At 36.2% G+C, this 22977-nt stretch carries 25 protein-coding genes; 6 read left to right on the top strand and 19 right to left on the bottom strand.

The features are described 5' to 3' along the window. Positions 1-39: 39 nt before the first annotated feature. The 5 genes from COL05_RS16935 to COL05_RS16915 form a co-directional block, all read right to left on the bottom strand. Positions 40-678: a TetR/AcrR family transcriptional regulator gene (locus COL05_RS16935; protein ID WP_098669462.1), complete on the bottom strand. Its 639-nt coding sequence runs from the start codon at positions 676-678 to the stop codon at positions 40-42. A gap of 156 nt (positions 679-834) precedes the next feature. Then, complete coding sequence (locus COL05_RS16930; RefSeq protein WP_098669461.1) at positions 835-1497, bottom strand: type 1 glutamine amidotransferase domain-containing protein; 663 nt, start codon at positions 1495-1497, stop codon at positions 835-837. A 105-nt stretch (positions 1498-1602) separates the two neighbouring features. Next, positions 1603-1827, bottom strand: a complete 225-nt coding sequence (gerE, locus tag COL05_RS16925) for a spore germination transcription factor GerE (protein ID WP_000659484.1) — start codon at positions 1825-1827, stop codon at positions 1603-1605. Between the two features lie 165 nt (positions 1828-1992). Continuing rightward, a complete protein-coding gene (locus tag COL05_RS16920) occupies positions 1993-3288 on the bottom strand; it encodes a purine/pyrimidine permease (protein ID WP_098669460.1) in 1296 nt (431 codons plus the stop codon). A gap of 97 nt (positions 3289-3385) precedes the next feature. After that, the gene (locus COL05_RS16915) at positions 3386-4627 is read right to left on the bottom strand and encodes an amidohydrolase family protein (protein ID WP_098669459.1); all 1242 of its coding nucleotides are present in this window, start codon (positions 4625-4627) and stop codon (positions 3386-3388) included. A 179-nt stretch (positions 4628-4806) separates the two neighbouring features. Between COL05_RS16915 and COL05_RS16910 the strand changes: the two genes are divergently transcribed. Continuing rightward, entirely contained in the window at positions 4807-4992 is a 186-nt protein-coding gene (locus COL05_RS16910) for a PspC domain-containing protein (protein ID WP_000044337.1), read from the top strand. A 69-nt stretch (positions 4993-5061) separates the two neighbouring features. On the opposite strand, the gene COL05_RS16905 is transcribed toward COL05_RS16910, so the two are convergent. Further along, positions 5062-5634, bottom strand: coding sequence for a helix-turn-helix domain-containing protein (locus COL05_RS16905; protein WP_098344609.1), 573 nt, complete (start codon positions 5632-5634; stop codon positions 5062-5064). A 100-nt stretch (positions 5635-5734) separates the two neighbouring features. On the opposite strand from COL05_RS16905, the gene COL05_RS16900 reads away from it, so the two are divergent. Then, positions 5735-6700: a DMT family transporter gene (locus tag COL05_RS16900; protein WP_098669458.1), complete on the top strand. Its 966-nt coding sequence runs from the start codon at positions 5735-5737 to the stop codon at positions 6698-6700. Between the two features lie 143 nt (positions 6701-6843). Further along, complete coding sequence (locus tag COL05_RS16895) at positions 6844-7509, top strand: MIP/aquaporin family protein (RefSeq protein WP_000913206.1); 666 nt, start codon at positions 6844-6846, stop codon at positions 7507-7509. 59 nt (positions 7510-7568) lie between these two features. Here the strand turns inward: COL05_RS16895 and COL05_RS16890 are convergent, their stop codons facing one another. The 3 genes from COL05_RS16890 to COL05_RS16880 all read right to left on the bottom strand — a co-directional run bounded on the left by COL05_RS16890 (position 7569) and on the right by COL05_RS16880 (position 10231). After that, positions 7569-8000, bottom strand: coding sequence for an Rrf2 family transcriptional regulator (locus COL05_RS16890; RefSeq protein ID WP_098669457.1), 432 nt, complete (start codon positions 7998-8000; stop codon positions 7569-7571). A 117-nt stretch (positions 8001-8117) separates the two neighbouring features. Next, positions 8118-9344: an ABC transporter permease gene (locus COL05_RS16885; RefSeq protein ID WP_098669456.1), complete on the bottom strand. Its 1227-nt coding sequence runs from the start codon at positions 9342-9344 to the stop codon at positions 8118-8120. 2 nt (positions 9345-9346) lie between these two features. After that, positions 9347-10231 carry an ABC transporter ATP-binding protein gene (locus COL05_RS16880; protein WP_142337541.1) on the bottom strand — a complete coding sequence of 295 codons (885 nt, stop codon included), beginning with the start codon at positions 10229-10231 and terminating at the stop codon, positions 9347-9349. A gap of 326 nt (positions 10232-10557) precedes the next feature. Here COL05_RS16880 and COL05_RS16875 point away from each other — a divergent pair, with 326 nt between their 5' ends. Then, positions 10558-11385, top strand: coding sequence for a 5'-nucleotidase, lipoprotein e(P4) family (locus tag COL05_RS16875; RefSeq protein ID WP_098669454.1), 828 nt, complete (start codon positions 10558-10560; stop codon positions 11383-11385). Between the two features lie 24 nt (positions 11386-11409). On the opposite strand, the gene motB is transcribed toward COL05_RS16875, so the two are convergent. Together motB and motA are read right to left on the bottom strand one after the other, a co-directional pair. Continuing rightward, positions 11410-12198, bottom strand: coding sequence for a flagellar motor protein MotB (gene motB, locus COL05_RS16870; protein WP_098669453.1), 789 nt, complete (start codon positions 12196-12198; stop codon positions 11410-11412). Further along, positions 12188-12982 (bottom strand): flagellar motor stator protein MotA, encoded by a 795-nt coding sequence (gene motA / locus COL05_RS16865; RefSeq protein WP_098254145.1) that lies wholly within the window; start codon positions 12980-12982, stop codon positions 12188-12190. The genes motB and motA overlap by 11 nt, the downstream gene beginning before the upstream one ends. Positions 12983-13247: 265 nt before the next feature. Between motA and COL05_RS16855 the strand changes: the two genes are divergently transcribed. Then, positions 13248-14027, top strand: coding sequence for a M15 family metallopeptidase (locus COL05_RS16855; RefSeq protein WP_098669452.1), 780 nt, complete (start codon positions 13248-13250; stop codon positions 14025-14027). 35 nt (positions 14028-14062) lie between these two features. Here COL05_RS16855 and COL05_RS16850 read toward each other — a convergent pair whose 3' ends face one another. The 4 genes from COL05_RS16850 to sdhC all read right to left on the bottom strand — a co-directional run bounded on the left by COL05_RS16850 (position 14063) and on the right by sdhC (position 17790). Continuing rightward, on the bottom strand, positions 14063-14509 hold the full coding sequence (locus COL05_RS16850; RefSeq protein WP_098669451.1) for an acyl-CoA thioesterase: 447 nt from the start codon (positions 14507-14509) through the stop codon (positions 14063-14065). A gap of 93 nt (positions 14510-14602) precedes the next feature. After that, the gene (gene sdhB, locus COL05_RS16845; protein WP_001291825.1) at positions 14603-15364 is read right to left on the bottom strand and encodes a succinate dehydrogenase iron-sulfur subunit; all 762 of its coding nucleotides are present in this window, start codon (positions 15362-15364) and stop codon (positions 14603-14605) included. Beyond that, positions 15357-17150, bottom strand: coding sequence for a succinate dehydrogenase flavoprotein subunit (sdhA, locus tag COL05_RS16840; RefSeq protein WP_098669450.1), 1794 nt, complete (start codon positions 17148-17150; stop codon positions 15357-15359). The genes sdhB and sdhA overlap by 8 nt, the downstream gene beginning before the upstream one ends. A gap of 13 nt (positions 17151-17163) precedes the next feature. Then, positions 17164-17790, bottom strand: a complete 627-nt coding sequence (gene sdhC, locus COL05_RS16835) for a succinate dehydrogenase cytochrome B558 (protein ID WP_000678354.1) — start codon at positions 17788-17790, stop codon at positions 17164-17166. 300 nt (positions 17791-18090) lie between these two features. On the opposite strand from sdhC, the gene COL05_RS16830 reads away from it, so the two are divergent. Continuing rightward, positions 18091-18540 (top strand): YslB family protein, encoded by a 450-nt coding sequence (locus COL05_RS16830; protein WP_000042224.1) that lies wholly within the window; start codon positions 18091-18093, stop codon positions 18538-18540. A gap of 114 nt (positions 18541-18654) precedes the next feature. Here COL05_RS16830 and uvrC read toward each other — a convergent pair whose 3' ends face one another. From uvrC to etfB, 4 genes are all read right to left on the bottom strand, one after another. Beyond that, the gene (gene uvrC / locus COL05_RS16825) at positions 18655-20439 is read right to left on the bottom strand and encodes an excinuclease ABC subunit C (RefSeq protein ID WP_098669449.1); all 1785 of its coding nucleotides are present in this window, start codon (positions 20437-20439) and stop codon (positions 18655-18657) included. 146 nt (positions 20440-20585) lie between these two features. After that, on the bottom strand, positions 20586-20900 hold the full coding sequence (trxA, locus tag COL05_RS16820; protein ID WP_001018944.1) for a thioredoxin: 315 nt from the start codon (positions 20898-20900) through the stop codon (positions 20586-20588). A gap of 211 nt (positions 20901-21111) precedes the next feature. Further along, positions 21112-22089, bottom strand: coding sequence for an electron transfer flavoprotein subunit alpha (gene etfA, locus COL05_RS16815; RefSeq protein WP_098669448.1), 978 nt, complete (start codon positions 22087-22089; stop codon positions 21112-21114). A 36-nt stretch (positions 22090-22125) separates the two neighbouring features. Continuing rightward, the gene (gene etfB / locus COL05_RS16810) at positions 22126-22899 is read right to left on the bottom strand and encodes an electron transfer flavoprotein subunit beta (RefSeq protein WP_001029030.1); all 774 of its coding nucleotides are present in this window, start codon (positions 22897-22899) and stop codon (positions 22126-22128) included. Positions 22900-22977: the final 78 nt, after the last annotated feature.

The following is a 22977-nucleotide window of genomic DNA, read 5'->3' as shown; positions in this document are numbered from 1 at the left end:
AAAAGCAGGTTTTCCATTACTATAGGAAAACCTGCTTTTTTACGAAATCATTTGCAAAATAGCAATAACTTCTTTTTCAATTTCCGAATCATCAATTGCATCTATATACTCTGGTTTAAACAGTTGATACTTCTTTAGTTGATAAAAATCAAGTATCGCTTTCTTTAACGTAATATCGTACTGAATACAAAAAGAATGATCTATAATACGTCTTAACATCACATCATCTTGCACCATAAATAATTGTGCGTTCATTTTATTAAAGTAGCCTTGTTCCATACCTGCTTCAAAAAACATTTGCAAATTATGATTACGATTTTGTTGTGCAGCAACTAACTGATCAGATAAGCGCGGATATGCCTCTTTCAAATCTTGTAAAAAGACATCTGAAATATACGTCACACATTTTAAAGAATGAATAAACGTCTTTTGGAAACGTTCTGTAAAAGACATACTTTCATCTTGATTATCCGCATCTCCTTCAAGAAGGTAGTTTATAAAATCTTCTACCACAGCTTCAATAATCTCATCTTTTGAAGAAAAACGTTTATATAAAGTAGCTTTACTAATATCCATATACTTCGCAATTTCATCTATTTTCAATTGACTAAAACTCGTTTTTCTAATAACGGGCTTTATTTTATTAATATAAGTGTTTGCACATGCAACTTTTCTCATTAAAAGAGCCTCCCCTTTTGTCCATACAAAATAGTATAGCAAATTCACAATTAATTATAAATGAAGTCACTATACTCAATACATCTTTTCAGTTTAAGGGGTCATTTATGCTATAGAAAAAATGCCCGCTACCTTTATAAATAAGGAGCACTTTTTCTATACTTTATTTACAGCTCTTCTTATAGCTTTCCCTATTTCCATACTAGACTGCGGATTTTGCCCTGTAATTAAACGCCCATCTACTACGACATGCGGCGTGAAATTTGGAGCCACATAAAACAAAGCCCCTTCTTCTTTCAATTTACTTTCTAATAAAAACGGCACTCGCTTTTCTAAATGCACAGCTTTTTCCTCATCATTCGTATAACCTGTTATACGCTTACCGGTAACAAAAAACGAGCCATCTTTATTTTTCACACCGACTAAAGAACTTACTCCGTGACACACAGCCGCTACAATCCTGTTATTGTTGTACATATTCACAATTAAATTTGCAACATATGAATTACCTGGAAAATCTACAATCGCCCCGTGCCCACCACCAAACAAAACCGCATCATAATCTGAAAAATGAACCGTTGAGATCGGCTTCGTATTTTGCAACAAAGACGCAACATGCTTAAATTCACGAGGTATCCCGTTCGGAATAGAAACTCTATCAATAGGTACTTTACCGCCCTGTATCGACACAATATCAACATCGAACTTAGCCTTTTTAAATACATGATAAGGAGCTGCGAGCTCTTCCAGCCACAAACCAGTCGGGTGTCCATTCATATCATGAGCGCTTGTTGAAACTAACAATATCCTTTTCAACATATCCCCTCCTTACTACCTATTTATGTATGGAGTGTTCTTATCATTCTTATAGAACATGAAACAGACAGAAAAATAGCCGACTCTTCATAAAAGTCGGCTTTCTTTTTATAGTTCGAGCTCTCCCATGCGAAGAAGCTCAACAACTGCTTGTGAACGTCCTTTAACCCCTAGCTTTTGCATTGCGTTTGAGATGTGGTTGCGAACTGTCTTTTCACTTATAAAAAGTTCACCTGCAATTTCCTTCGTTGTTTTATCTTGAACCAGTAATTCAAATACTTCTCTCTCTCTCTTTGTGAGTAAAGGTTTAGATTGATACGCTTTTTCCTTCAACTGGTATAACCCTCCTTGCTTAAGCCAGAGCTGTGTATGTGTAAGTTGGGTGTTTATTTAGTCAAGATATTGTATGAACGAAATGTGCGGGTGGTGAATGAAAATGGGCTTTATTTCACATGTTATTTTAGACTTTTATACAGTGCAGACACTCCTTGTATCCACTCACTTTTCAGTACGCCATATTTGTTCTAGTAAAATGCTAACAACGGTACCTACAAACAAACCATTTCCAAATATATATTGCATAACAGACGGTAAGGATTGGAGCGCTCCAGACGGTAAAAACATAACACCACTTCCAAATAATACAGCAACTCCTAAAATCGTTACATTTCTTTCGCTCATTGGTACTTGTTTTATATTATGAAATCCAATTCCAATTAGCTGTACGAACGACGCCATTAAAACGGCAGATGCGACAGCCGATGGTAAAGATGCTAAGTAACGAATAATACTCGGAAACAGCGACATTACGACTAATAACATACACGCTAGTAAGAACGATCGTATATACTTTTGTTTCGTTAAACGTATAAATCCTGCCGTTGCTGGTAACGGCACGACACCTACAGTTGAAAATATAGAAGAAATGATATGTGAAATCCCTCCAACCCACGTACCATCCTTCAACTGTTTCTGCTCAATAGTCCCTTTTTGAATGGTAGCTTGATTAATTGCTATAATCGCCGCCACTGTATTTGAAACTAAAATACATACCATAACGAAACTCGATACAGCCATACCTGTATTCCACTTTGGAAGTCCCCAAGCAAATATTTGCGGAAGTTGCACAAAATGAGTTACTTGAGCTGGAATTGTCACTTTTCCTACAATGAGAAAGAGAATCCACCCACTAATTAATCCTATTAAAACTGCATAACTTTTGACAAAACCTTTTCCGAAGTTAGATAGTATGATAACGAAAAGAAATATGCTAAACGCAATTACCGCTGTAAATCCATCGATTTGAGAAACAGTAGTAGTAATTCCTAGCATTCCTTTTAAAAATACACCGCTTAATTGTAAGCATAATAAAAGTAAAAACGTCCCTGTCACAATCGGTGTAAATAAAAATAAAATGCGCCCGATAAAACCAGTTACCCCTAATCCTATTAAAATAACACCGGAAATTATCATTCCTAATTCTAAAATTTGCAACGTACTATGTAATTGATCTTGTCCCACTGTTGCATAAGCAAGTACGGTAAATACGCCAACCCAAGATCCAGCTGGTCCATCCGCAATTGGCAGTCTATGCCCAAGCCACCCTTGTAAAAAAGAAGATATACCAACTACAAAAAATGTACGCTGCATTAAATAAAATATTTCTTCCGTCGTAAGATGAAATAATCCGCCAACGACAATTGGTAATGCGATTGAATTCGCTAATAAAAATATAAACCATTGCAAGGTTCCCATAATATGATTGTGGTTATGTTGATTGTCCAAATTTTTCACCCCTTCTAGCTTCCTATAAAAAATATATTGTAAGAATAAAAAAGAAGAGTTCTATACTCACAATTAGAACCCTCCTCAAAACATGTAAACGATTCTTTTACACAAGATTATTTAATTTAACCTCACTTAAACTTCCAACAACAACATTCCCCTTATGCACGACTAAACGCTTCTCTGTTTGACGCGCTACTGCTTCAGCGACACATGTTGCATTCGTCAAAACAAAACTCGCTTCATCTCCTACATTCGGCCAAGCTCGCTTCCCTTCACTGTTTAACGTTTCTTTTCCTCCCGTAATAAAGCGAAGTGCTTTTCCTAAAGACCTTTCGTCACTCCATCCGAAACGTTCGGCTAATCGATTTGCCTTTTGTAGCATATCACCTGTCCCAAACGGTGACCAATGATCTGTAATACTATCATTTCCTAATGAAACTTTCACACCTTTTTTATCTAATAACGGAATTGGAATTACTTGTTTCCCAATTGGTACTGTTGAAGTAATATCAATATGTAAAGCAGCTAGTCTTTCCGCCACTTCTTCAGCTTCTTTATCTGTAACACCACCAAGTCCAAGCGCATGACTAATCGTTACGCGACCTTGCCAACCCGCCTCCTCTGTTAAACTTGCCAACCTCTTCATCGTAAAAGTTCCAAGATTATTCGCATCATGTAGATGAATATCAACATCCGCATTAAATTCTACTGCGATATCCATAATGGTATGTAATGATTTTTCAATATCATTATCCACTGTAGCTGGGTCCACACCACCAACTAGATGCGCGCCCATCCGCATCGCATCTTTCACGAGTTGCACAGAATTACTGCGTAATAATCCATGTTGCGGAAAAGCAACGATTCTACCAGAAACCTGATTTTTATATGTTTCCAACGCCGCTAACGTCGCCTCTAAATTACCAAGTCCAATAATTGGATCAACATTACAATGCGTTCTTATATTCGTTGCACCATTTTGAAGCAATAACGCTAGCATATTTTCCGCCCTATCTTGAGCTGTTGCTAATTGCTTCGGCAAAATTTCCTTTTCTTCATGAAAACGTGTAAAAATGCTTTCTGCTGGCATACAAGCTTTCCAAGGACCACTATAATACGTCTTATCAATGTGAATATGCATCTCTTCGAAAGCAGGCAAAATCAATAAACGATTAGCATCAAGAATTAGTACCCCTTCCTCTTGAACAGCCCCTGCTATCATTTTTTTAATTCTTCCATCTTCAATGAGTAAACTACATACCTCTGTTTCTGTTTTGGAAATTCTCCCCTCTTCATATGTATAGCCTGATTCAAGCATTACATTAGTCAACCAATATACTGTCATCTCTATCCCCCCACCCTTTATTAAAAGTTACTTCTTACTATAAGTTTAATATCCACTGAAAATTAAGACAATTAATACGACTGTTCTCTAAAAAAATGTCATACAACTTCATAGTCTTCTCATAAATTCCCATATAGAATAGAAGTATATAGTTTGCTAAAAAAGGAGGGGATTGGAAGATGTCAAAAAGGTTATGCAAATCCGAAACTGATAAAATGCTATTTGGTATATGTGGTGGTTTAGGAGAATATTTTGATATTAGCTCTACTCTCATTCGCATACTTTGGGTCATTGCTGTTTTATGTTTTGGGACGGGGTTTTTAGTTTATTTTATTTGTTTATTACTTATGCCACGCTCCTACTAATAACAGTCTTGCATCTATTTGAGCATAGCGTACAAAAAATCTCCTATAGAAAATCTATAGGAGATTTTTTCATGAAGAATATTTCATCGTTAAATGTAATACTGCAACTTCATCTTCTTCATTCTTATAACTATGTTTCTTATTCGCTTCAAATTGAATAGAATCAAACTCATTCAATTCGTATACATCGTTTTCCACTTGAATCGATACTTTTCCCTTCATGACCGTTACAAGTTCAATAGCACCTTCATGATGAGCTTCTGGTTCATATATACTATTCGATCTTAAACAAGCACGGTGCATTTCCATTCCCGTTTCTTTCGTATAGCGGAACATCGTTTCTAAGTGCCACGCTTGTCCTGCATCTACTGCAAATCCTTCTCCGCAGCGCGCAACAGCTACTGGTTCTCCAACAACCATCAATCTCGATAAAGGAATCGATAATCCTTTCGTTATTTTCCAAATGACAGCTAACGTCGGATTCGTTTCGCCTCTTTCAATCTTTCCTAATGTTAATTTACTAACTCCTGTTTTTTGAGCTAATTCTTCTAAACTTAATTTTTGTTCATTTCGAATTTGTCTTAATAGCTGACCTACTTGCTGAATGACTTCTTTCGTTTGCATATCTTCATGTTCTTTCATCTATAAAACCACCTTAAAGTATAAAATAGTTTACTTTTATGTTTTTAAAGTATATTATACTATACATAATCATCAAATTCCGAAAGGAGTGCTATACTTTATGCGCGCAATTTTATTAGGCCTTTTATCATCAGCCTTTTTTTCCGCAACCTTTATTATTAATCGAGCGATGAATGTATCTGGAACGAGCTGGGCTTGGACAGCTTCCTTCCGTTTTTTATTTGCTCTCCCTATTTTATTCCTTATCGTTTTATTTCGCAAAAACTTACGGGGTTTATGGGAAGAATTAAAGAAACATCCATTAGCATGGATTGGATGGGGTTCCGTTGCTGGTATTGGTTTCTATTCTTTATTAAGTTTTGCAGCTGTTTTTTCTCCAGCTTGGCTCGTTGCTGGAACTTGGCAAGTTACGATATTAGCAGGTTTACTTTTATCACCATTATTCTTCATTAAAATAGAAACGAAATCAGGCACAAAACTTGTACGTGGAAAAATTCCACTTCGTAGTTTATATGTCGCATTATTTATTTTACTTGGTGTAATTTGTATGCAAGCAACTGCAGCAGGTCATATTACACTAACTCAGTTCATTTCAGGATTTTTACCTGTCGTGTTAGCCGCTTTCTTATATCCATTCGGCAATCGTAAAATGATGGAGCTTGTCGGCGGACGTCTCGATACGTTCCAACGTGTATTAGGAATGGCAATCGGCAGTCTTCCTATAACAATTTTGCTTGGCATATACGGATTTTCTACTACTGGTATTCCAACATCAAGTCAAATGTTGCAAGGGTTTTTGTTAGCATTATGTTCTGGCGTAATTGCAACGATGACATTTTTCTTTGCTACTGACTTAGCAAAAGATAATCTCGCTCTACTTGGAGCTGTTGAAGCAACACAAGCCGGAACGATGGTCTTTACCGTGCTTGGCGAAATTGTTTTCTTAAATGGTTCATTCCCTGGTGGTCTTTCCCTACTTGGAATGATTATTATTATGTTAGGAATGGTTGCAAATAGCATTTTAAACCGTTCTGTTCCAATCGTTAAACAGAAAAAAACAGCGTAAAAAAGAGTATGGTTCTAGAACAAAGAACCATACTCTTTTTTTATTGTCCCCCTATTTCGCCTTATCAGAATAGTATTTTATTAGCTGTTTATACTAAAACCTATGTTATAATACGTTTCATGTGCAATAATAGGAGGTAAATTATGTTAAAAAAAGCAATCGCTGAATTTATTGGTACATTTGTACTTGTATTATTCGGAACTGGAGTAGCTGTCATTGGCGGCGGAATTGAAGGAATTGGAACATTAGGAATCGCTATGGCTTTCGGTCTATCTATTGTGGCTATGGCATATAGCATCGGAACAATTTCTGGATGTCACATTAACCCAGCAGTATCAGTAGCTATGTTCATCAACAAAAGAATGAATGCTATGGAACTTTGTTATTATGTATTAGCTCAAATTTTAGGTGGTTTATTAGGAACTGCAACGTTAGTAACAATTTTACGCTCTGCTAAAACACCTTTAGATAATTTAGGACAAAATGGTTTTGGAACCCTTGGTTTATCTGGAGCATTTCTAGTTGAATTTATTTTAACTTTCGTATTTGTCTTAGTTATCGTTGCTGTAACAGGTAAAAAAGGAAGTTCTTCTCTAGCAGGATTAGTAATTGGTTTCACATTAGTTTTAGTTCATTTATTAGGTATTCCGTTAACTGGAACTTCTGTTAACCCAGCTCGTAGTATCGCACCAGCTTTATTTGCTGGCGGAGAAGCACTTTCTCAACTATGGGTGTTCATCGTTGCACCAATTCTTGGCGGTATCGTAGCAGCTATCGTAGGTAAATTTATTTTAAATACTGAAAAATAGAATTTTCAATATTTCTGCATAAAAAAAGGCGAGCCCTCATTATGAGGTTGCTCGCTTTTTTAATCTTTCATTTTAGACTTTAAGTTTGTAACTAATTGATCTACCGTTACATTTGCAAGTACGTTTTCCATCGCTTCTTGCGCTTGCATTAAAATAATTTCTAATACTGATTGAATATTAGCTCCTACTGGACATTCAATGTTGGGATTTTCATGGAAGGAAAATAGCTGCCCTTCTTCTACAACTTCCACTGCTTTATATACATCAAGTAATGTAATTTCTTCTAAATCACGAGCAAGTGTCGTACCACCTTTACCAGCTTGTACATCAACAAGTCCTGCTCTCTTCAACATTCCTGTAATGCGACGAATCACAACCGGATTTGTATTCACACTACCAGCAATCCATTCAGAGGTACAGCGAGAGTTTCGATCAATCGCAAGTAACGTCAACATATGAACACCTACTGTAAAACGACTACTAATCCCCATCTGCACACCCTCCTTTTTATTCATTCTATTAAAAGACGACTCTTATTATTATATACTATTTTTAATTTATACATAAAGAAAAAGCATGATTTCAATAGGAAATCATGCTTTTTCTCATTATTGACGCTTTATAAATTTCGCTAAATCTTTAAATTTCACTTTGTCTGAGTAATTCATTACGCCGTTTACGTAAATGCGGCTTGTAATAGCACTTAATATACCGATTGTCGCTAAAAGAACCGCCATTGTTATCGTAATTTCTAATATACCAGCTTCACCAGCTACAAAGCGTGAGAATGTAATCATCGGGGTGAAGAACGGAACGTAAGAACTTACAACAACAACAGTACTATTTGGATCACCTAGCGATTTAATACTTATAAAGAATGCTGCCATTATTAAAATCGATACTGGTAAAATAACACCTTGTAAATCCTCAGTCCTAGAAACAACCGCACCAGCAGCCGCATACATCATTGCATAAAGGAAATATCCCGTAACAAAATAAATAAGGAACATACCGATAACTTGTGCATCTATCTTTGTAAAATCAATTGGTGCTCCAAATAATGAACCGTTTTCTAAATCTACCCATCCTAGTAACCAAGGAACCAAGTAACCACATGCCAATATGGCAAGTTGTAATAACGCCGTTGAAACAACCGCTAAGATTTTCGCATACATCATCGTCAGTGGTTTTACTTTTGGAATCATAACTTCCATAACGCGAGAAGCTTTTTCAGAAGCAATATTCATCGCAATTGTACTTCCGAACATGACAATAAACATATACAAAGCAAATGTAAAGAAATATGCAATTCCTGCGGAAGCAGAGCGATCTTTTATCGCTTCTTGTTTCACAGAAATTTCGGTTTGCAATTGCTGTGCAATTTCTGGTGAAACATTATGTTTAGCAATTGTTGCCGCCGTATATTGTGCTTTTAAATAACTAGCTATAATTGTAGAAGTTGTTTCACTAGGTAACTTATTAAACATATACTTAACTTCTGGAACTCCATTCTTTTCCGTTACATGAAATAAACCATCCAGTTCACCATCTTCTACTTGTTTATGTAGTTTATCAAAATCCCCTTTTGAACCGACAGTTATTTTTGCTGATGGTAATAGTTTCGTTAATTCTTCTTTTTGTACTTTATATGTGGAACTCTCTGTCACAACTGCAATTTTATCTTTATCCTTATTTTTATCATTTTCTGAAGTAAAATGATTAAATGCAAAAATCCCAAACACAACTAAAAATAAAATCGCACTTGTAATTAATGATTTTTTAGATAAAAACGCTTCTCTAAAATAAAATGAAAATACGTGAGAAAATTTACGCATCGTTATTTCGCCCTCTCTACAAAAATTTCGTTTAACGTCGGCTCTAACATTTTAAATTGTCGCAAGGTAACACCTTGTTGTTGCAACTGTTGTAAAATCTTTAGAGCTTCTGCATCATCTTGTACTCGCACATAAAGAAGGCCTTGTTGTTTTTCATACGACACATGAATAGCCGCTAATCCCTTCTCATTCTCTTCTGTATCTTCAATCGTTAAATTGCGGAAACCGTATTCTTTTTTAATATCACTTAACTGGCCTTTTACGACTGCTTCGCCTTTTTTCAAAATACATACATGTTGGCAAAAAGCCTCTACTTGTTCCATACGATGACTTGATAAAATAATCGTCTTTCCGCTCTGTACTTGTTCTTCAATAATGCTAGCTAACATTCCAGCATTCACTGGATCCAGTCCGCTAAATGGTTCATCTAAAATGAGAAGTTCAGGATTATGAAGAAGAGCAGCAATTAATTGGATTTTTTGCTGATTTCCTTTCGAAAGCTCTCCTGCCGTTTTAAATTTATATTCCGGTATCGCTAATCGCTCTAACCAGTGATCGATAGCAAGATCTACTTCTTTCTTTGTCATTCCTTCTAATCTACCAAAATATCGTAACTGGTCTATTACTCTACTTTTTGTATATAAACCTCTTTCTTCTGGTAAATATCCAATCGTTACCCCACTAGTCCCAAATGATTTTCCATCCCATGTAATAGAGCCTTCATTAGGCGTTAATAATCCGAGAAGCATTTTAATTGTCGTTGTTTTCCCTGCACCATTTCGTCCAAGTAATCCTAGCACTTCACCTTTTGGTAACGAAATTTGCAAGCCGTTAACTGCTTTTGATTCCCCAAATAGTTTCGTTAAGTTTTGAATTTGTAAACTCAAAGTATAAAGCCTCCCCTTTAGTATCATTCATACTCTCTTTCAAAGACTATGTTTATGCAGGATAAAATATAGCACTACGCTTTATCCCCTTAATCCATCATTTGTTCCATTTAGTTAAAATTGTAAATAATATCACATCGTTTGTCAATTATAATTGTCATTACGACAATTATAATTGACAAAATAATTCCCATCATTTTTTCTCATCTTTCTAATATAGGACATACTACTATATATGTAAAAGACAATATGCAAATGTTCATACAAAAATTATTATTTTTCGATATATAATATTAACTGATTTTCTAACATCAAGGAGGATACATATGAAGATGAAGAGGGGCATTACCACTTTATTATCTGTAGCGGTTCTATCTATATCGCTTGTAGCATGTTCAGGAACACAAGAGAAAGCAGTGGCGAAAGAAGAGAAAATAAAATTAACAGAACAGCAACTAATGGCTGATTTATGGTATCAAACAGCTGGTGAAACGAAAGCACTTTATTACCAAGGGTACAATATCGGTCAATTGAAGCTTGATGCAACTCTTGCAAAAGGGACAGAGAAAAAGCCTGCTATCGTACTTGATTTAGATGAAACTGTTTTAGATAATAGTCCTCATCAAGCAATGAGCGTAAAGACAGGAAAAGGCTATCCGTATAAATGGGATGACTGGATTAATAAGGCTGAAGCTGAGGCTCTTCCAGGCGCAATTGATTTCTTAAAATATACCGAGTCTAAAGGTGTAGATATTTACTACATCTCAAATCGTAAAATGAACCAACTAGATGCAACAATTAAAAATCTTGAGCGTGTAGGCGCCCCTCAAGCAACGAAAGAACATATATTACTACAAGACCCGAAAGAAAAAGGAAAAGAAAAACGCCGTGAACTCGTTTCTCAAACACATGATATCGTCTTATTCTTCGGTGATAACTTATCTGATTTCACTGGTTTTGACGGAAAGTCTGTAAAAGATCGAAATCAAGCAGTAGCGGATTCAAAAGCACAATTTGGTGAGAAATTTATTATTTTCCCGAATCCAATGTATGGCGATTGGGAAGGTGCTTTATATGATTATGATTTCAAAAAGTCAGATGCAGAAAAAGATAAAATCCGCCATGACAACTTAAAATCATTTGATGCAAAATAAAGAGGATGGCATACACCATCCTCTTTATTGCATATTTCTCGTTAAAGGTAAAATAAACACTTCTACTCGTCTATTTTTCGCCTTTCCTTCTTGCGTATCATTTGGAGCAATTGAGCGGTATTCCCCGTAACCAATTGCACTAAATTTTTCTGGTTGTAATTCTTTATTTTGTAGTAATACTTGCATAAAATTAACTGCCCGCTGCGTACTTAATTCCCAGTTCGATGCAAACTGCGCATTGGCAATAGGGACATTATCTGTATGACCAGATACTGTAATTTCACGAGGTGATGCTGAAACAAGTAAGCTAGACATCTCTTTTGCAATCCCTAGTGATTCTAACTTCACATCTGCTTTCCCCGAATCAAACAGCACATTCTCTAATATTGTCACCATTAATCCCTTTTCAGTTAATTTAGTTTGAAAAGAAGAGGATAATTGTTTCTCATTAATATATTGATCAATCTTTTTTTGTAATGCTTTCAATTCATCCATTTCTTTTTTTTCTTTTTCTTTAGCTTCTTCTTGTTTTTTTATTTGTTCTGCCTCAAGGCTACTTGCTGATAATTCCTTTTCATCATTTGGCTTCTGATCACTTAAAAATTCTTTGTTTCCTGTTCCACCGGCTAATTCACTTCGAAAAGCAACTGCCATCTGTTTAAACTTCGCAGCATCTATACTACTCATTGCGAATAAAACGATGAACAATGCAAATAACAACGTTAACATATCAGAATATGGAATTAACCACGTTTCGTCGATATGCTCATCATGCTTTTTCTTTTTACTTCTTCTATTTTTTTTACTCCGCATTTTTTTCTGCCCCTTTTTCAAGCTTTTTACGCTCAGTTGCAGACAGTGCACCTAAAATACGGTTCTTCATAATAAACGGATATGTACCTTCTTGTAACATTAATAGACAATCAATAATTAAACGTTTTTTCTCTAATTCAGCTGCAGATTTTTGCTTTAATTTATTAGCAAATGGATGCCATAATATATAACCTGAGAAAATACCAAAAATCGTTGCAATAAACGCACCCGAAATAGCGTGTCCTAACTTTTCAATATCAGTTAAATTACCAAGTGCAGCCACAAGACCAATAACAGCACCTAAAACCCCTAATGTCGGTGCATATGTACCAGCTTGAGAAAAAATTGCAGCTCCTTTTGCATGCCTTTCTTCAATTGCTTCTAATTCAGCTTCTAAAATTTGTTCTAAATCTTCTGCAGATACGCCATCAATCACAAATTTCATACCACGCAAAAGAAATTCATCTTGAATTTTGTCTAATTGTTGCTCTAAAGACAGAATACCGTATTTTCTACTTTCAGATGTCCAATGAACAAACAATTCTAGCAACTGTTCATAACTTAAATCTTTTTTATTAGAACCAAAAAGAACTTTAAATAATTTTGGAATCTTCTTTAATTGATTCATTGGAAATGCTATACATACTGCAGCAAATGTACCAACGAAAATAATTAATGCTGCGGCAGGATTAACTAAGGCCATTATGTCAGCGCCCTTGACGACCATCCCTACTACTACCGCTACTACTCCTAAAATAATTCCAATAAGTGTTGCAAAATCCATTCCCATTCACTCCTAGTCTATACAAGAAGTTCTTTATTCTCGATAATCGCTACATCTTCTTATGTATATATATTACATAAAAAATGAATTTCATGAAAGACAAGAAATGAATTATATAAAAAAATACTACAATTTCACACATTTTCTGACATTTTCTTTGCATTTCTATTACGTTACGACTCTTATATTTCTTTTTCAGTAAACTAGACTTATAATAAAAAACAATACACATTTTATTAAGAAAGGACTGTGATTACAAGGCATCATGAAAAAGATAATTATTATTTCTGCCACTACTATTGTAATCGGTATCACTTCTTTCGCTTACTTTAGTTCTAAATCACCACTACAAAATAATGCGAAAGCTGTCGAAAGTCAACAGCATAGTAACCACCAAAAAGAAGAGATTCCCGCTTTTCCAAAAGCTGATCATAATGCAAAAAAGCTAGACAATGATTTTTCCGTTGTAACAAATCTAGAGTCTAATCTTGTATTAGTAAATAAACATCGAAAACTACCAGACGGATACATACCTGAAGACTTAACAAGACCAAACGTACCATTTACTAGCCCAAAAGATAAAGAAAAAACATTGCTGCGCAAAGATGCTGCAAATGCGCTTGAAAATATGTTTGAAGCGGCAAAGAAAGAAGGGCTTGAACTTACAGCCGTATCTGGTTATCGTTCATACAAACGCCAAAAATCATTACATGATACATACGTTAGACGTCAAGGGAAAACTGAAGCTGATTCAGTAAGTGCCATTCCTGGTACGAGTGAACATCAAACTGGTTTAGCAATGGATATTAGTTCAAAATCTGCTAAATTCCAATTAGAGCCTATTTTTGGAGAGACAGCCGAAGGAAAATGGGTTGCAAAACATGCTCATGAATTTGGTTTTGTCATTCGTTATTTAGAAGATAAAACCGAAACAACAGAATATTCATATGAACCGTGGCATTTACGCTACGTTGGAAATCCATACGCTACATACATATATAAACATCATTTAACGTTAGAAGAAGCGATGGAAGACAAAAAATAAGAGAGCAAATTGCTCTCTTATTTTCTTTCACTCTATCATTGTAGTAGTTTTTTCTTCCACTCTTCAGGCCACGGTTCGCCTCTACCCGTTTTTTTCGATGCTTGAACCATCATTCCACGACCAACTAAGCAAGCTTCTCCTGCTGCGTTTTTCACCATATAATGCAAATCTAAAGAAGAATTCCCAACCGATCCCGCTTTTACATACACCTTCAACTGTTCATCAAAATAAATTTGCTTAATAAAATTACATTGTAAATCTGCAACAACAATCATCGTTTCTGAAGATTCATGCGTCCATTCTTGCATAAATCCAAGTTCTTTAAACAATGCAATACGCGCTTCTTCAAAGTAGGTAAAGGCAACGACATTATTTACATGCCCAAACATATCTACTTCGCCAAAACGTACTTTTACAGGGTTGTAAAATGAAAAACCACTTTCCCATTGCTCAAAGTCTTCAATATAAGAAATCTTCTTCATTGTTCCCTCTCCTTTTCGTTCCTTCAATATACAGAATAAACAGAAAAATAAAGTTATAAATATTGCCTCTTCATGTTGAAGAGGCAATATTTATTAATAGTTATTGTCGCTACCAAAGAAATCTTTGAACGATTGAATTGTTGTGTCACGGTTTAATGCCGCAATTGAAGTTGTTAATGGAATACCCTTTGGACATGATTGCACACAGTTTTGAGAGTTACCACAGTTTGCAAGTCCTCCATCACCCATAATTGCACGTAAGCGATCTGCTTTATGCATTTCACCCGTTGGATGTGAGTTGAATAAACGAGCTTGTGATAACGGTGCTGGCCCAATAAAGTCAGATTTGCTGTTTACGTTTGGACATGATTCTAAGCAAACACCACATGTCATACATTTTGAAAGCTCATAAGCCCATTGACGTTTCTTCTCTGGCATTCTTGGTCCTGGTCCTAAGTCATACGTACCATCAATTGGAATCCACGCTTTAACACGTTTTAGAGCATTAAACATGCGACTACGGTCAACTTGTAAGTCACGAACAACCGGGAATGTCTTCATCGGCTTTAAGCGAATTGGTTGTTCTAATTGATCGATAAGCGCTGTACATGATTGACGTGGTTTTCCATTAATCACCATCGAACATGCACCACATACTTCTTCTAAGCAGTTCATATCCCATGCAATCGGAGTTGTTTTGTTTCCTTTTGCATCAACAGGATTACGACGGATTTCCATAAGCGCCGAAATAATATTCATATTCGGACGATATGGAATTTCAAACTCTTGGTCAAACGCTTGCGCGTCTGGCCCGTCTTGTCTCGTAATGATGAGGCGGATTGTTTTCTCAGACATGTTGTTTATCCCCCTTCTCTTCACTCTTAGCAGCTACATCATGTTTTGAAGAATAATCACGTTTACGTGGTTTAATTAATGAAATATCCACGTCTTCGTAATGGAATGCTGGTGCATTTCCTTCTCCTTCAAATTTTGCCATCGTAGTTTTTAAGAAGTTTGCATCATCACGATTTGGGAATTCAGGTTTGTAATGTGCTCCACGGCTCTCATTACGGTTATATGCGCCAATTGTAATAACACGTGCTAACTCAAACATATTTGCAAGTTGGCGTGTAAATGAAGCACCTTGGTTACTCCATCTCGCTGTATCGTTAATGTTAATACGTTTATAACGAGCCATTAACTCTTCAATTTTTGCATCTGTTTCTAATAACTTTTTATTTTCACGAACTACTGTAACGTTATCTGTCATCCATTCTCCAAGCTCTTTATGAAGAACATACGCATTTTCGTTACCATCGAGCGTTAAAATATTGTTAAATTTCTCTGTTTCGATCAATTCATTTTGTTCATACACAGTAGATGAAACAGCATCTGATGATTTAGTAAGACCTTTCATATATTCAATTGCATTTGGTCCTGCTACCATACCACCGTAAATTGCTGATAATAGTGAGTTCGCACCAAGACGGTTACCACCGTGCATAGAATAATCACACTCACCTGCTGCAAATAAACCTGGAATATTTGTCATCTGCTTATAATCAACCCATAGTCCACCCATTGAATAGTGAACAGCTGGGAAGATTTTCATTGGTAGTTTACGAGGATCATCACCTGTAAATTTCTCATAGATTTCAATAATTCCACCAAGTTTAATATCTAGTTCTTTCGGATCTTTATGAGAAAGATCTAAGTAAACCATATTTTCACCGTTAATACCTAGTTTTTGCTCTACGCAAACATCAAAGATTTCACGCGTTGCGATATCGCGAGGTACAAGGTTTCCGTAAGCCGGATATTTTTCTTCTAAGAAGTACCATGGTTTACCATCTTTATATGTCCAAACACGTCCACCTTCACCACGTGCAGATTCACTCATAAGACGTAATTTATCGTCTCCAGGAATTGCCGTTGGGTGAATCTGAATGAACTCACCGTTTGCATAATATGCACCTTGTTGATATACAGCAGAAGCTGCTGTACCTGTATTAATGATAGAGTTAGTTGATTTTCCGAAGATGATACCAGGGCCCCCTGTTGCCATAATCACGGCATCAGCTCCGAAACTTTTAATCTCCATTGTTTGTAAGTCTTGTGCAACGATTCCTCGGCACACACCTTCGTCATCAACAACAGCTCGTAAGAAATCCCAACCTTCATATTTCGTTACAAGTCCTGCTACTTCGTGACGACGTACTTGCTCATCTAATGCGTATAGTAATTGCTGTCCAGTTGTTGCACCAGCAAATGCTGTACGGTGATGTTGCGTTCCACCAAAACGACGGAAATCAAGAAGTCCTTCTTCCGTACGGTTGAACATAACACCCATACGGTCCATTAAGTGAATGATACCAGGTGCTGCTTCACACATTGCTTTAACCGGTGGTTGGTTCGCTAAGAAGTCCCCACCATAAATTGTATCGTCAAAGTGGATCCATGGAGAATCCCCTTCACCTTTTGTATTTACGGCACCGTTAATTCCACCTTGGGCACATACAGAATGCGAACGTTTTACTGGTACTAAAGAGAACAGTTCAACATTTACTCCTGCTTCCGCCGCTTTAATCGTTGCCATTAAGCCAGCCAAGCCACCGCCGACTACTATAAGTTTCCCTTTCATGCTCTCCCACTCCTTACTGGTTTGCTAGCTGTGGATCGATGAACGCTAATAATGCACTCACACCTACATAAGATAGACCTAAGAAAATAGCTAATGTTACATAAGTAGAGATTCTTTGTGAACGTGGAGATACTGTAATTCCCCAGCTGATGCAGAATGTCCATAGTCCATTTGCAAAGTGGAAAATTGTTGAAACAACACCAACTAAGTAGAATGCAAACATAGCTGGATTATTTAAAATATCTGCCATCATATCATAGTTTACCTCTTTACCTAACATTGCTTGAATACGAGTTTCCCAGACGTGCCAAGAAATGAAGATCAGCGTAACGATACCTGAAATTCTTTGGAAGACGAACATCCAGTTACGGAAATAACCGTAAGAAACCGCATTGTTCTTAGCTGTAAATGCAATATATAAGCCATATATAGCATGGTACAGTATTGGTAAAAAGATAATGAAAATTTCTAGCGCATACCGGAATGGAAGGAGCTCCATAAAGCCTGCAGCTTTGTTAAAAGCCTCTGCTCCTCTTGTTGCAAAGTTGTTTACAATTAAATGTTGCGTCAAAAAGACACCAACCGGGATGACCCCCATTAATGAGTGCCACTTACGAAACGTATACTCGCGGCCTTTCATGTCCCCATTACCCCCCTTGAATGATTGACTGCTGTTTTCAGATTAGTTTATGGCAATAATGTTTTTTCACTATTGGCATAAGAAAAACTGAAAAAATTATTCGAAATATTTCAGCATAATTTGATACCAAGTTCATTTTACTCCTATTTTTGTCGAAGCGTCAAGAAAACGTATACATAATTTGCATATAATTTGGCGATTCTTTTTTTCTTCTTATATATTCAGATTTTCCCAAAGAAAAATCTGTTTTTATAAATGAGAAATGTTATATAATAATCCCTATAGAAAGAGGGGAATATTGTGAGTAAAAATACAATCGATACAACATCTTTAGAAGATGTTTCATTGAACGCCTTCGCTTATGAATTGCTACGTGAAGAATTACTACCTGATTTAATTGGTAACGATTTAGATGGTATTTTATACTGGTCCGGTAGAAATCTTGCAAGAAAATATCCACTAGAAACAATTGAAGAAGTCATTCAGTTCTTTGAAAAAGCTGGCTGGGGCACTTTAAGCATTATTGAACATAAGCGTCGTGAAATGCAGTTCCAACTTAAAGGCACTCTTATTGCTGAACGTCAAAAACAAAAAAGACATTCTTCTTATCAATTAGAAGCTGGATTCATCGCCGAACAAATTCAAAAGCAACGAAACGTCGTTGCAGAGTCCTACGAAGAAAAGAAAAAACGTTCAGACTCTATTACATTTCTTGTGAAATGGGATATAAAAGATCTCATTGAAGTGTAGCATTACCTACAGTCAACTAGACATATAAGTTTAGTTGACTTTTTTGTATTTTCATTCAGATACATTTATTTTAAATCTTCAGAAATTATACCAAAAAATAGAAGACGTTGTAAACTACAACGTCTTCTTATCTGCTAAATAAGTATAAATCGTCTCTGCGACATTTTTCGGCATACCAGCTTCGACAAATTCCGTTACCGAAGCCTCTTTCATCTTTTTTAGCGACCCAAAATGTTTCAACAATACTTTTTTTCGTTTATCCCCGATTCCAGGAATATCATCCAACGCTGATTGAATGACAGATTTCCCGTGTAATTGACGATGGAATGTAATCGCAAATCGATGCACTTCATCTTGAATGCGCTGCAATAAATAGAATTCTTGGCTATTTCTCTCAAGCATCACAGGTTCAGGTGGATCTCCAATAATTAAATGGGATGTTTTATGTTTGTCATCTTTTACAAGCCCTGCCATCGGAATGTATAAACCGAGCTCATTTTCTAGAACATCACTTGTAGCCGCCAGATGACCTTTCCCTCCATCAATAATGATTAAATCTGGTAAAGGTAAGCTCTCTTTCAGCGCTCTTGTATAACGGCGTCTCACAACTTCTCTCATAGACTCATAATCATCTGGTCCTTGAACCGTTTTAATTTTATATTTCCTATATTCTTTCTTAGCTGGTTTTCCATCAATAAAAGCAATCATTGCGGAAACAGGATTGGTCCCTTGAATATTTGAGTTATCAAACGCTTCAATACGATAAGGCGTTTCAATTCCGAGCTGCTTCCCTAAATTCTCTACCGCTTTAATCGTTCGCTCTTCATCACGTTCAATTAAATAGAATTTCTCTTCAAGAGCAATCTTCGCATTTTTATTTGCCAATTCTACAAGATCTTTTTTCTTACCGCGTTTCGGCTGTGTCGCTTCCACTTCTAAAAAGCGCTCTACTAATTCTGAATCGATACTTCCTGGAACGACGATTTCCTTCGGTTTAAAATGACTACTGTTTTCATAAAATTGGCCGATAAACGTTAAAAATCCCTCTTCTGGTTCATCGTAGATTGGAAACATAGAAACATCACGTTCAATTAACTTTCCTTTTCGAACAAAGAAAACTTGAACACACATCCAACCTTTATCAACCGCATAACCAAATACATCACGATCCACTAAATCACTCATAATCATCTTTTGTTTTTCCATAATCGCATCGATATGTGCAATTTGATCACGTAACTCTTTTGCACGTTCAAACTCTAGTTTCTCTGAAGCTTCATACATTTTTGTTTCTAATTCTGAACGAACTTCTTTATGTCCACCATTTAAAAACTTAATAATTCCATCTACAATTTCTTTGTTTTGTTCTTCCGTCACATCTTTCACACAAGGCGCTAAACATTGACCCATATGATAATATAAACAAACTTTATCGGGCATATTTGAGCACTTACGAAGCGGATACATACGATCTAACAGTTTTTTCGTTTCATGAGCTGATTGTGCATTCGGATAAGGGCCAAAATACTTCCCCTTATCCTTTTTCACATTTCGCGTAATAAGTAATCGCGGCTGTTTCTCAGCTGTAATTTTAATAAAAGGATAAGTTTTATCATCTTTTAATTGAATATTATATTTTGGATCGTGTTTTTTTATTAAGTTTAACTCTAAAATAAGAGCCTCTAGATTTGAGGAAGTTACAATATATTCAAAATCTACAATTTCTCCGACTAGCCGAAGTGTTTTCCCATCATGGGAACCAGTAAAGTACGAGCGCACACGATTTTTAAGCACTTTTGCCTTTCCGACATATATAACCGTTCCTTGCTTATCTTTCATTAAATAACAACCAGGTTGATCTGGTAAAATAGCCAATTTTTCTTTTAAATGTTCGTGCACTCGTTACCCTCCATTTCTACATGCTTAGCATTTTTATTTTCACATGAAAACATACTATGCCAAAACACCCAACATACGTTCTTTTATTGTAACGGAAAGGTGTAAAAAAGGAAAATAAAAAAGCTACCAAATGGTAGCCCTTTATTTTAGAAGTGTTTAGAAACTAATTCTACTAACGCTTCTTTCGGTTTGTAACCTAACGTTTGATCAACTACTTTACCGTCTTTTAATACGAAAAGAGCTGGAATGCTCATTACTTCGAATTGACGAGCAGTTTCTTGGTTTTCATCCACGTCTACTTTTACTACTTTTACTTTTTCGCCTAGTTCTGCATCAATTTCCTCTAATACAGGAGCGATCATTTTACAAGGTCCACACCAAGGTGCCCAGAAATCTAATAATACAACACCTTCGCTAGTTTCAGCTGCGAAGCTTTGGTCATTTGCGTTTACAATTGCCATTTTATTTCCTCCTTCAAGTATATTCTACCAAGAGTATATCATTAACTTATATACGTGGCGAATAATATGTATCGTTATGTATTGTAACAAAAAAGTGTTCCTTTATACTATATAAAAATATGGATTAAATACTAAAAAGATGAGAGACAGGGGATCTCTCACCTTTTTCTATATATAGGGGTACTTCACTTGGAACTCAAGGGTACTCAAATCATGAATGTACTTTTAACTTTTTAAACTCTTCTGTTAAAAGAGGTACGACTTCAAATAGATCACCAACAATACCATAGTCAGCTACTTTGAAGATACTTGCTTCTGGGTCTTTATTAATCGCAACGATTATTTTCGAGTTAGACATACCAGCTAAATGCTGAATCGCACCAGAAATACCACATGCAATGTATAAGTCTGGCGTAACAACTTTACCAGTTTGACCAATTTGTAATGAGTAATCGCAATACTCAGCGTCACAAGCACCACGAGATGCTCCAACAGCGCCGCCTAATACGTCAGCTAACTCTTTTAATGGCTTGAATCCTTCTTCACTCTTCACACCGCGTCCGCCAGCGATAATAACTTTCGCTTCAGAAAGATCAACCCCTTCTGCTGTCTTACGAACGACATCTTGAATGATTGTACGTAGGTCTTTCACATCTACTGTAATAGAAGACACGTCACCACTGCGAGACTCATCTTTTTCAAGCGTCGCAATGTTATTTGGACGCACTGTCGCAAATAAGATGCCGTCTGTTACAATCTTCTTCTCAAACGCTTTACCAGAGTAAATTGGACGAGTGAAGATAACATTTCCACCTTCAACTTCTAAAGCAGTTACGTCAGAAACTAGACCAGCTTCAAGCTTCGCTGCTAATTTTGGTGATAAATCTTTACCAAGTGCTGTATGTCCAAATACAATACCTTCTGGATTTTCTTCAGCATATACAGCTAAAAATGCTTGCGCATAACCGTCAGATGTATATGATTTTAATTTATCACTTTCAACTGTCACAACGCGATCTGCACCGTAATGAATCAATTCATTTGCAAAAGAGGCAACGCTGTCTCCAATTAGAAGACCTACTACTTCACCGCCTTCTGCAATTGTTTTTGCTGCTGCTACCGCTTCAAACGAAACGTTACGTAGCGATCCATCACGAACTTCACCCATTACTAATACTTTACGAGCCATAGATTTTCCCTCCTGCATATATAATTTCGTATTTTATTAGATTACTTTCGCTTCTGTATGGAGCAACGATACAAGTTCTTTTACTTGATCTTGCAGCTCGCCTTGTAACACTTTTCCCGCATCTTTCTTAGGAGGCAAATAGATTTCAATTGTTTTTGTCTTTGCTTCCACATCATCTTCTTCTAAATCTAAATCATCTAATTCTAATTCTTCTAATGGCTTTTTCTTCGCCTTCATAATACCTGGAAGCGATGGATAGCGCGGTTCATTCAAACCTTGCTGTGCTGTTACTAACACTGGTAATGAAGTTTCAATTACTTCTGTATCACCTTCAACATCACGCTCAATCTTCACGTTTGTACCGTCAATTTCAAGTTTTGTAATTGTCGTTACGTACGGAATATTTAACGCTTCAGCTACACGTGGACCTACTTGTCCAGATGCACCATCAATTGCAACGTTTCCGCCTAAAATTAAATCTGCATCTTTATCTTTTAAATATTCAGCAAGCACTTTTGCTGTCGTGAACTGGTCACCATTTTCTACATCATCTTCAATATTAATTAATACTGCTTTATCACAGCCCATCGCTAATGCTGTACGAAGCTCTTTCTCACTATCTTCGCCACCGACTGTTACAACAGTAACCTCTCCACCTTGTGCGTCTCTTACTTGAATTGCTTCTTCAATCGCATATTCATCGTAAGGGTTGATGATGAATTCCGCTTCGCCGTCGTAAATTGCACCGTTTTTAATTACGATTTTTTCTTCTGTATCAAATGTTCGTTTCATGAGTACGTAGATGTTCATTCCATTTACCCCCTTGTTTTTCAGAAAGATTCTATCAATTTTAATCTTCTGTTAATTTATATTAAAAAAATAATTGAA

This window comes from Bacillus sp. AFS059628, assembly GCF_002571225.1.
Taxonomy (GTDB): domain Bacteria; phylum Bacillota; class Bacilli; order Bacillales; family Bacillaceae_G; genus Bacillus_A.
This window is presented reverse-complemented; position numbering and strand designations above follow the sequence as displayed.

What these genes read in the sequence shown, in the direction of transcription:
- COL05_RS16900 (WP_098669458.1), top strand. Translation starts at nt 5,735, where the DNA reads ATGCGCGCAATTTTATTAGGCCTTTTATCATCAGCCTTTTTTTCCGCA.
- COL05_RS16850 (WP_098669451.1), bottom strand. Translation starts at nt 14,509, where the DNA reads ATGAAGAAGATTTCTTATATTGAAGACTTTGAGCAATGGGAAAGTGGT.
- motB (WP_098669453.1), bottom strand. Translation starts at nt 12,198, where the DNA reads ATGCGGAGTAAAAAAAATAGAAGAAGTAAAAAGAAAAAGCATGATGAG.
- COL05_RS16890 (WP_098669457.1), bottom strand. Translation starts at nt 8,000, where the DNA reads ATGGGGATTAGTAGTCGTTTTACAGTAGGTGTTCATATGTTGACGTTA.
- COL05_RS16915 (WP_098669459.1), bottom strand. Translation starts at nt 4,627, where the DNA reads ATGACAGTATATTGGTTGACTAATGTAATGCTTGAATCAGGCTATACA.
- motA (WP_098254145.1), bottom strand. Translation starts at nt 12,982, where the DNA reads ATGGATTTTGCAACACTTATTGGAATTATTTTAGGAGTAGTAGCGGTA.
- sdhB (WP_001291825.1), bottom strand. Translation starts at nt 15,364, where the DNA reads ATGTCTGAGAAAACAATCCGCCTCATCATTACGAGACAAGACGGGCCA.
- COL05_RS16875 (WP_098669454.1), top strand. Translation starts at nt 10,558, where the DNA reads ATGAAGATGAAGAGGGGCATTACCACTTTATTATCTGTAGCGGTTCTA.
- trxA (WP_001018944.1), bottom strand. Translation starts at nt 20,900, where the DNA reads ATGGCAATTGTAAACGCAAATGACCAAAGCTTCGCAGCTGAAACTAGC.
- COL05_RS16905 (WP_098344609.1), bottom strand. Translation starts at nt 5,634, where the DNA reads ATGAAAGAACATGAAGATATGCAAACGAAAGAAGTCATTCAGCAAGTA.
- etfA (WP_098669448.1), bottom strand. Translation starts at nt 22,089, where the DNA reads ATGGCTCGTAAAGTATTAGTAATGGGTGAAGTTCGTGATGGATCGCTA.
- sdhC (WP_000678354.1), bottom strand. Translation starts at nt 17,790, where the DNA reads ATGAAAGGCCGCGAGTATACGTTTCGTAAGTGGCACTCATTAATGGGG.
- COL05_RS16910 (WP_000044337.1), top strand. Translation starts at nt 4,807, where the DNA reads ATGTCAAAAAGGTTATGCAAATCCGAAACTGATAAAATGCTATTTGGT.
- COL05_RS16935 (WP_098669462.1), bottom strand. Translation starts at nt 678, where the DNA reads ATGAGAAAAGTTGCATGTGCAAACACTTATATTAATAAAATAAAGCCC.
- COL05_RS16930 (WP_098669461.1), bottom strand. Translation starts at nt 1,497, where the DNA reads ATGTTGAAAAGGATATTGTTAGTTTCAACAAGCGCTCATGATATGAAT.
- COL05_RS16895 (WP_000913206.1), top strand. Translation starts at nt 6,844, where the DNA reads ATGTTAAAAAAAGCAATCGCTGAATTTATTGGTACATTTGTACTTGTA.
- sdhA (WP_098669450.1), bottom strand. Translation starts at nt 17,150, where the DNA reads ATGAAAGGGAAACTTATAGTAGTCGGCGGTGGCTTGGCTGGCTTAATG.
- COL05_RS16855 (WP_098669452.1), top strand. Translation starts at nt 13,248, where the DNA reads ATGAAAAAGATAATTATTATTTCTGCCACTACTATTGTAATCGGTATC.
- COL05_RS16885 (WP_098669456.1), bottom strand. Translation starts at nt 9,344, where the DNA reads ATGCGTAAATTTTCTCACGTATTTTCATTTTATTTTAGAGAAGCGTTT.
- etfB (WP_001029030.1), bottom strand. Translation starts at nt 22,899, where the DNA reads ATGAACATCTACGTACTCATGAAACGAACATTTGATACAGAAGAAAAA.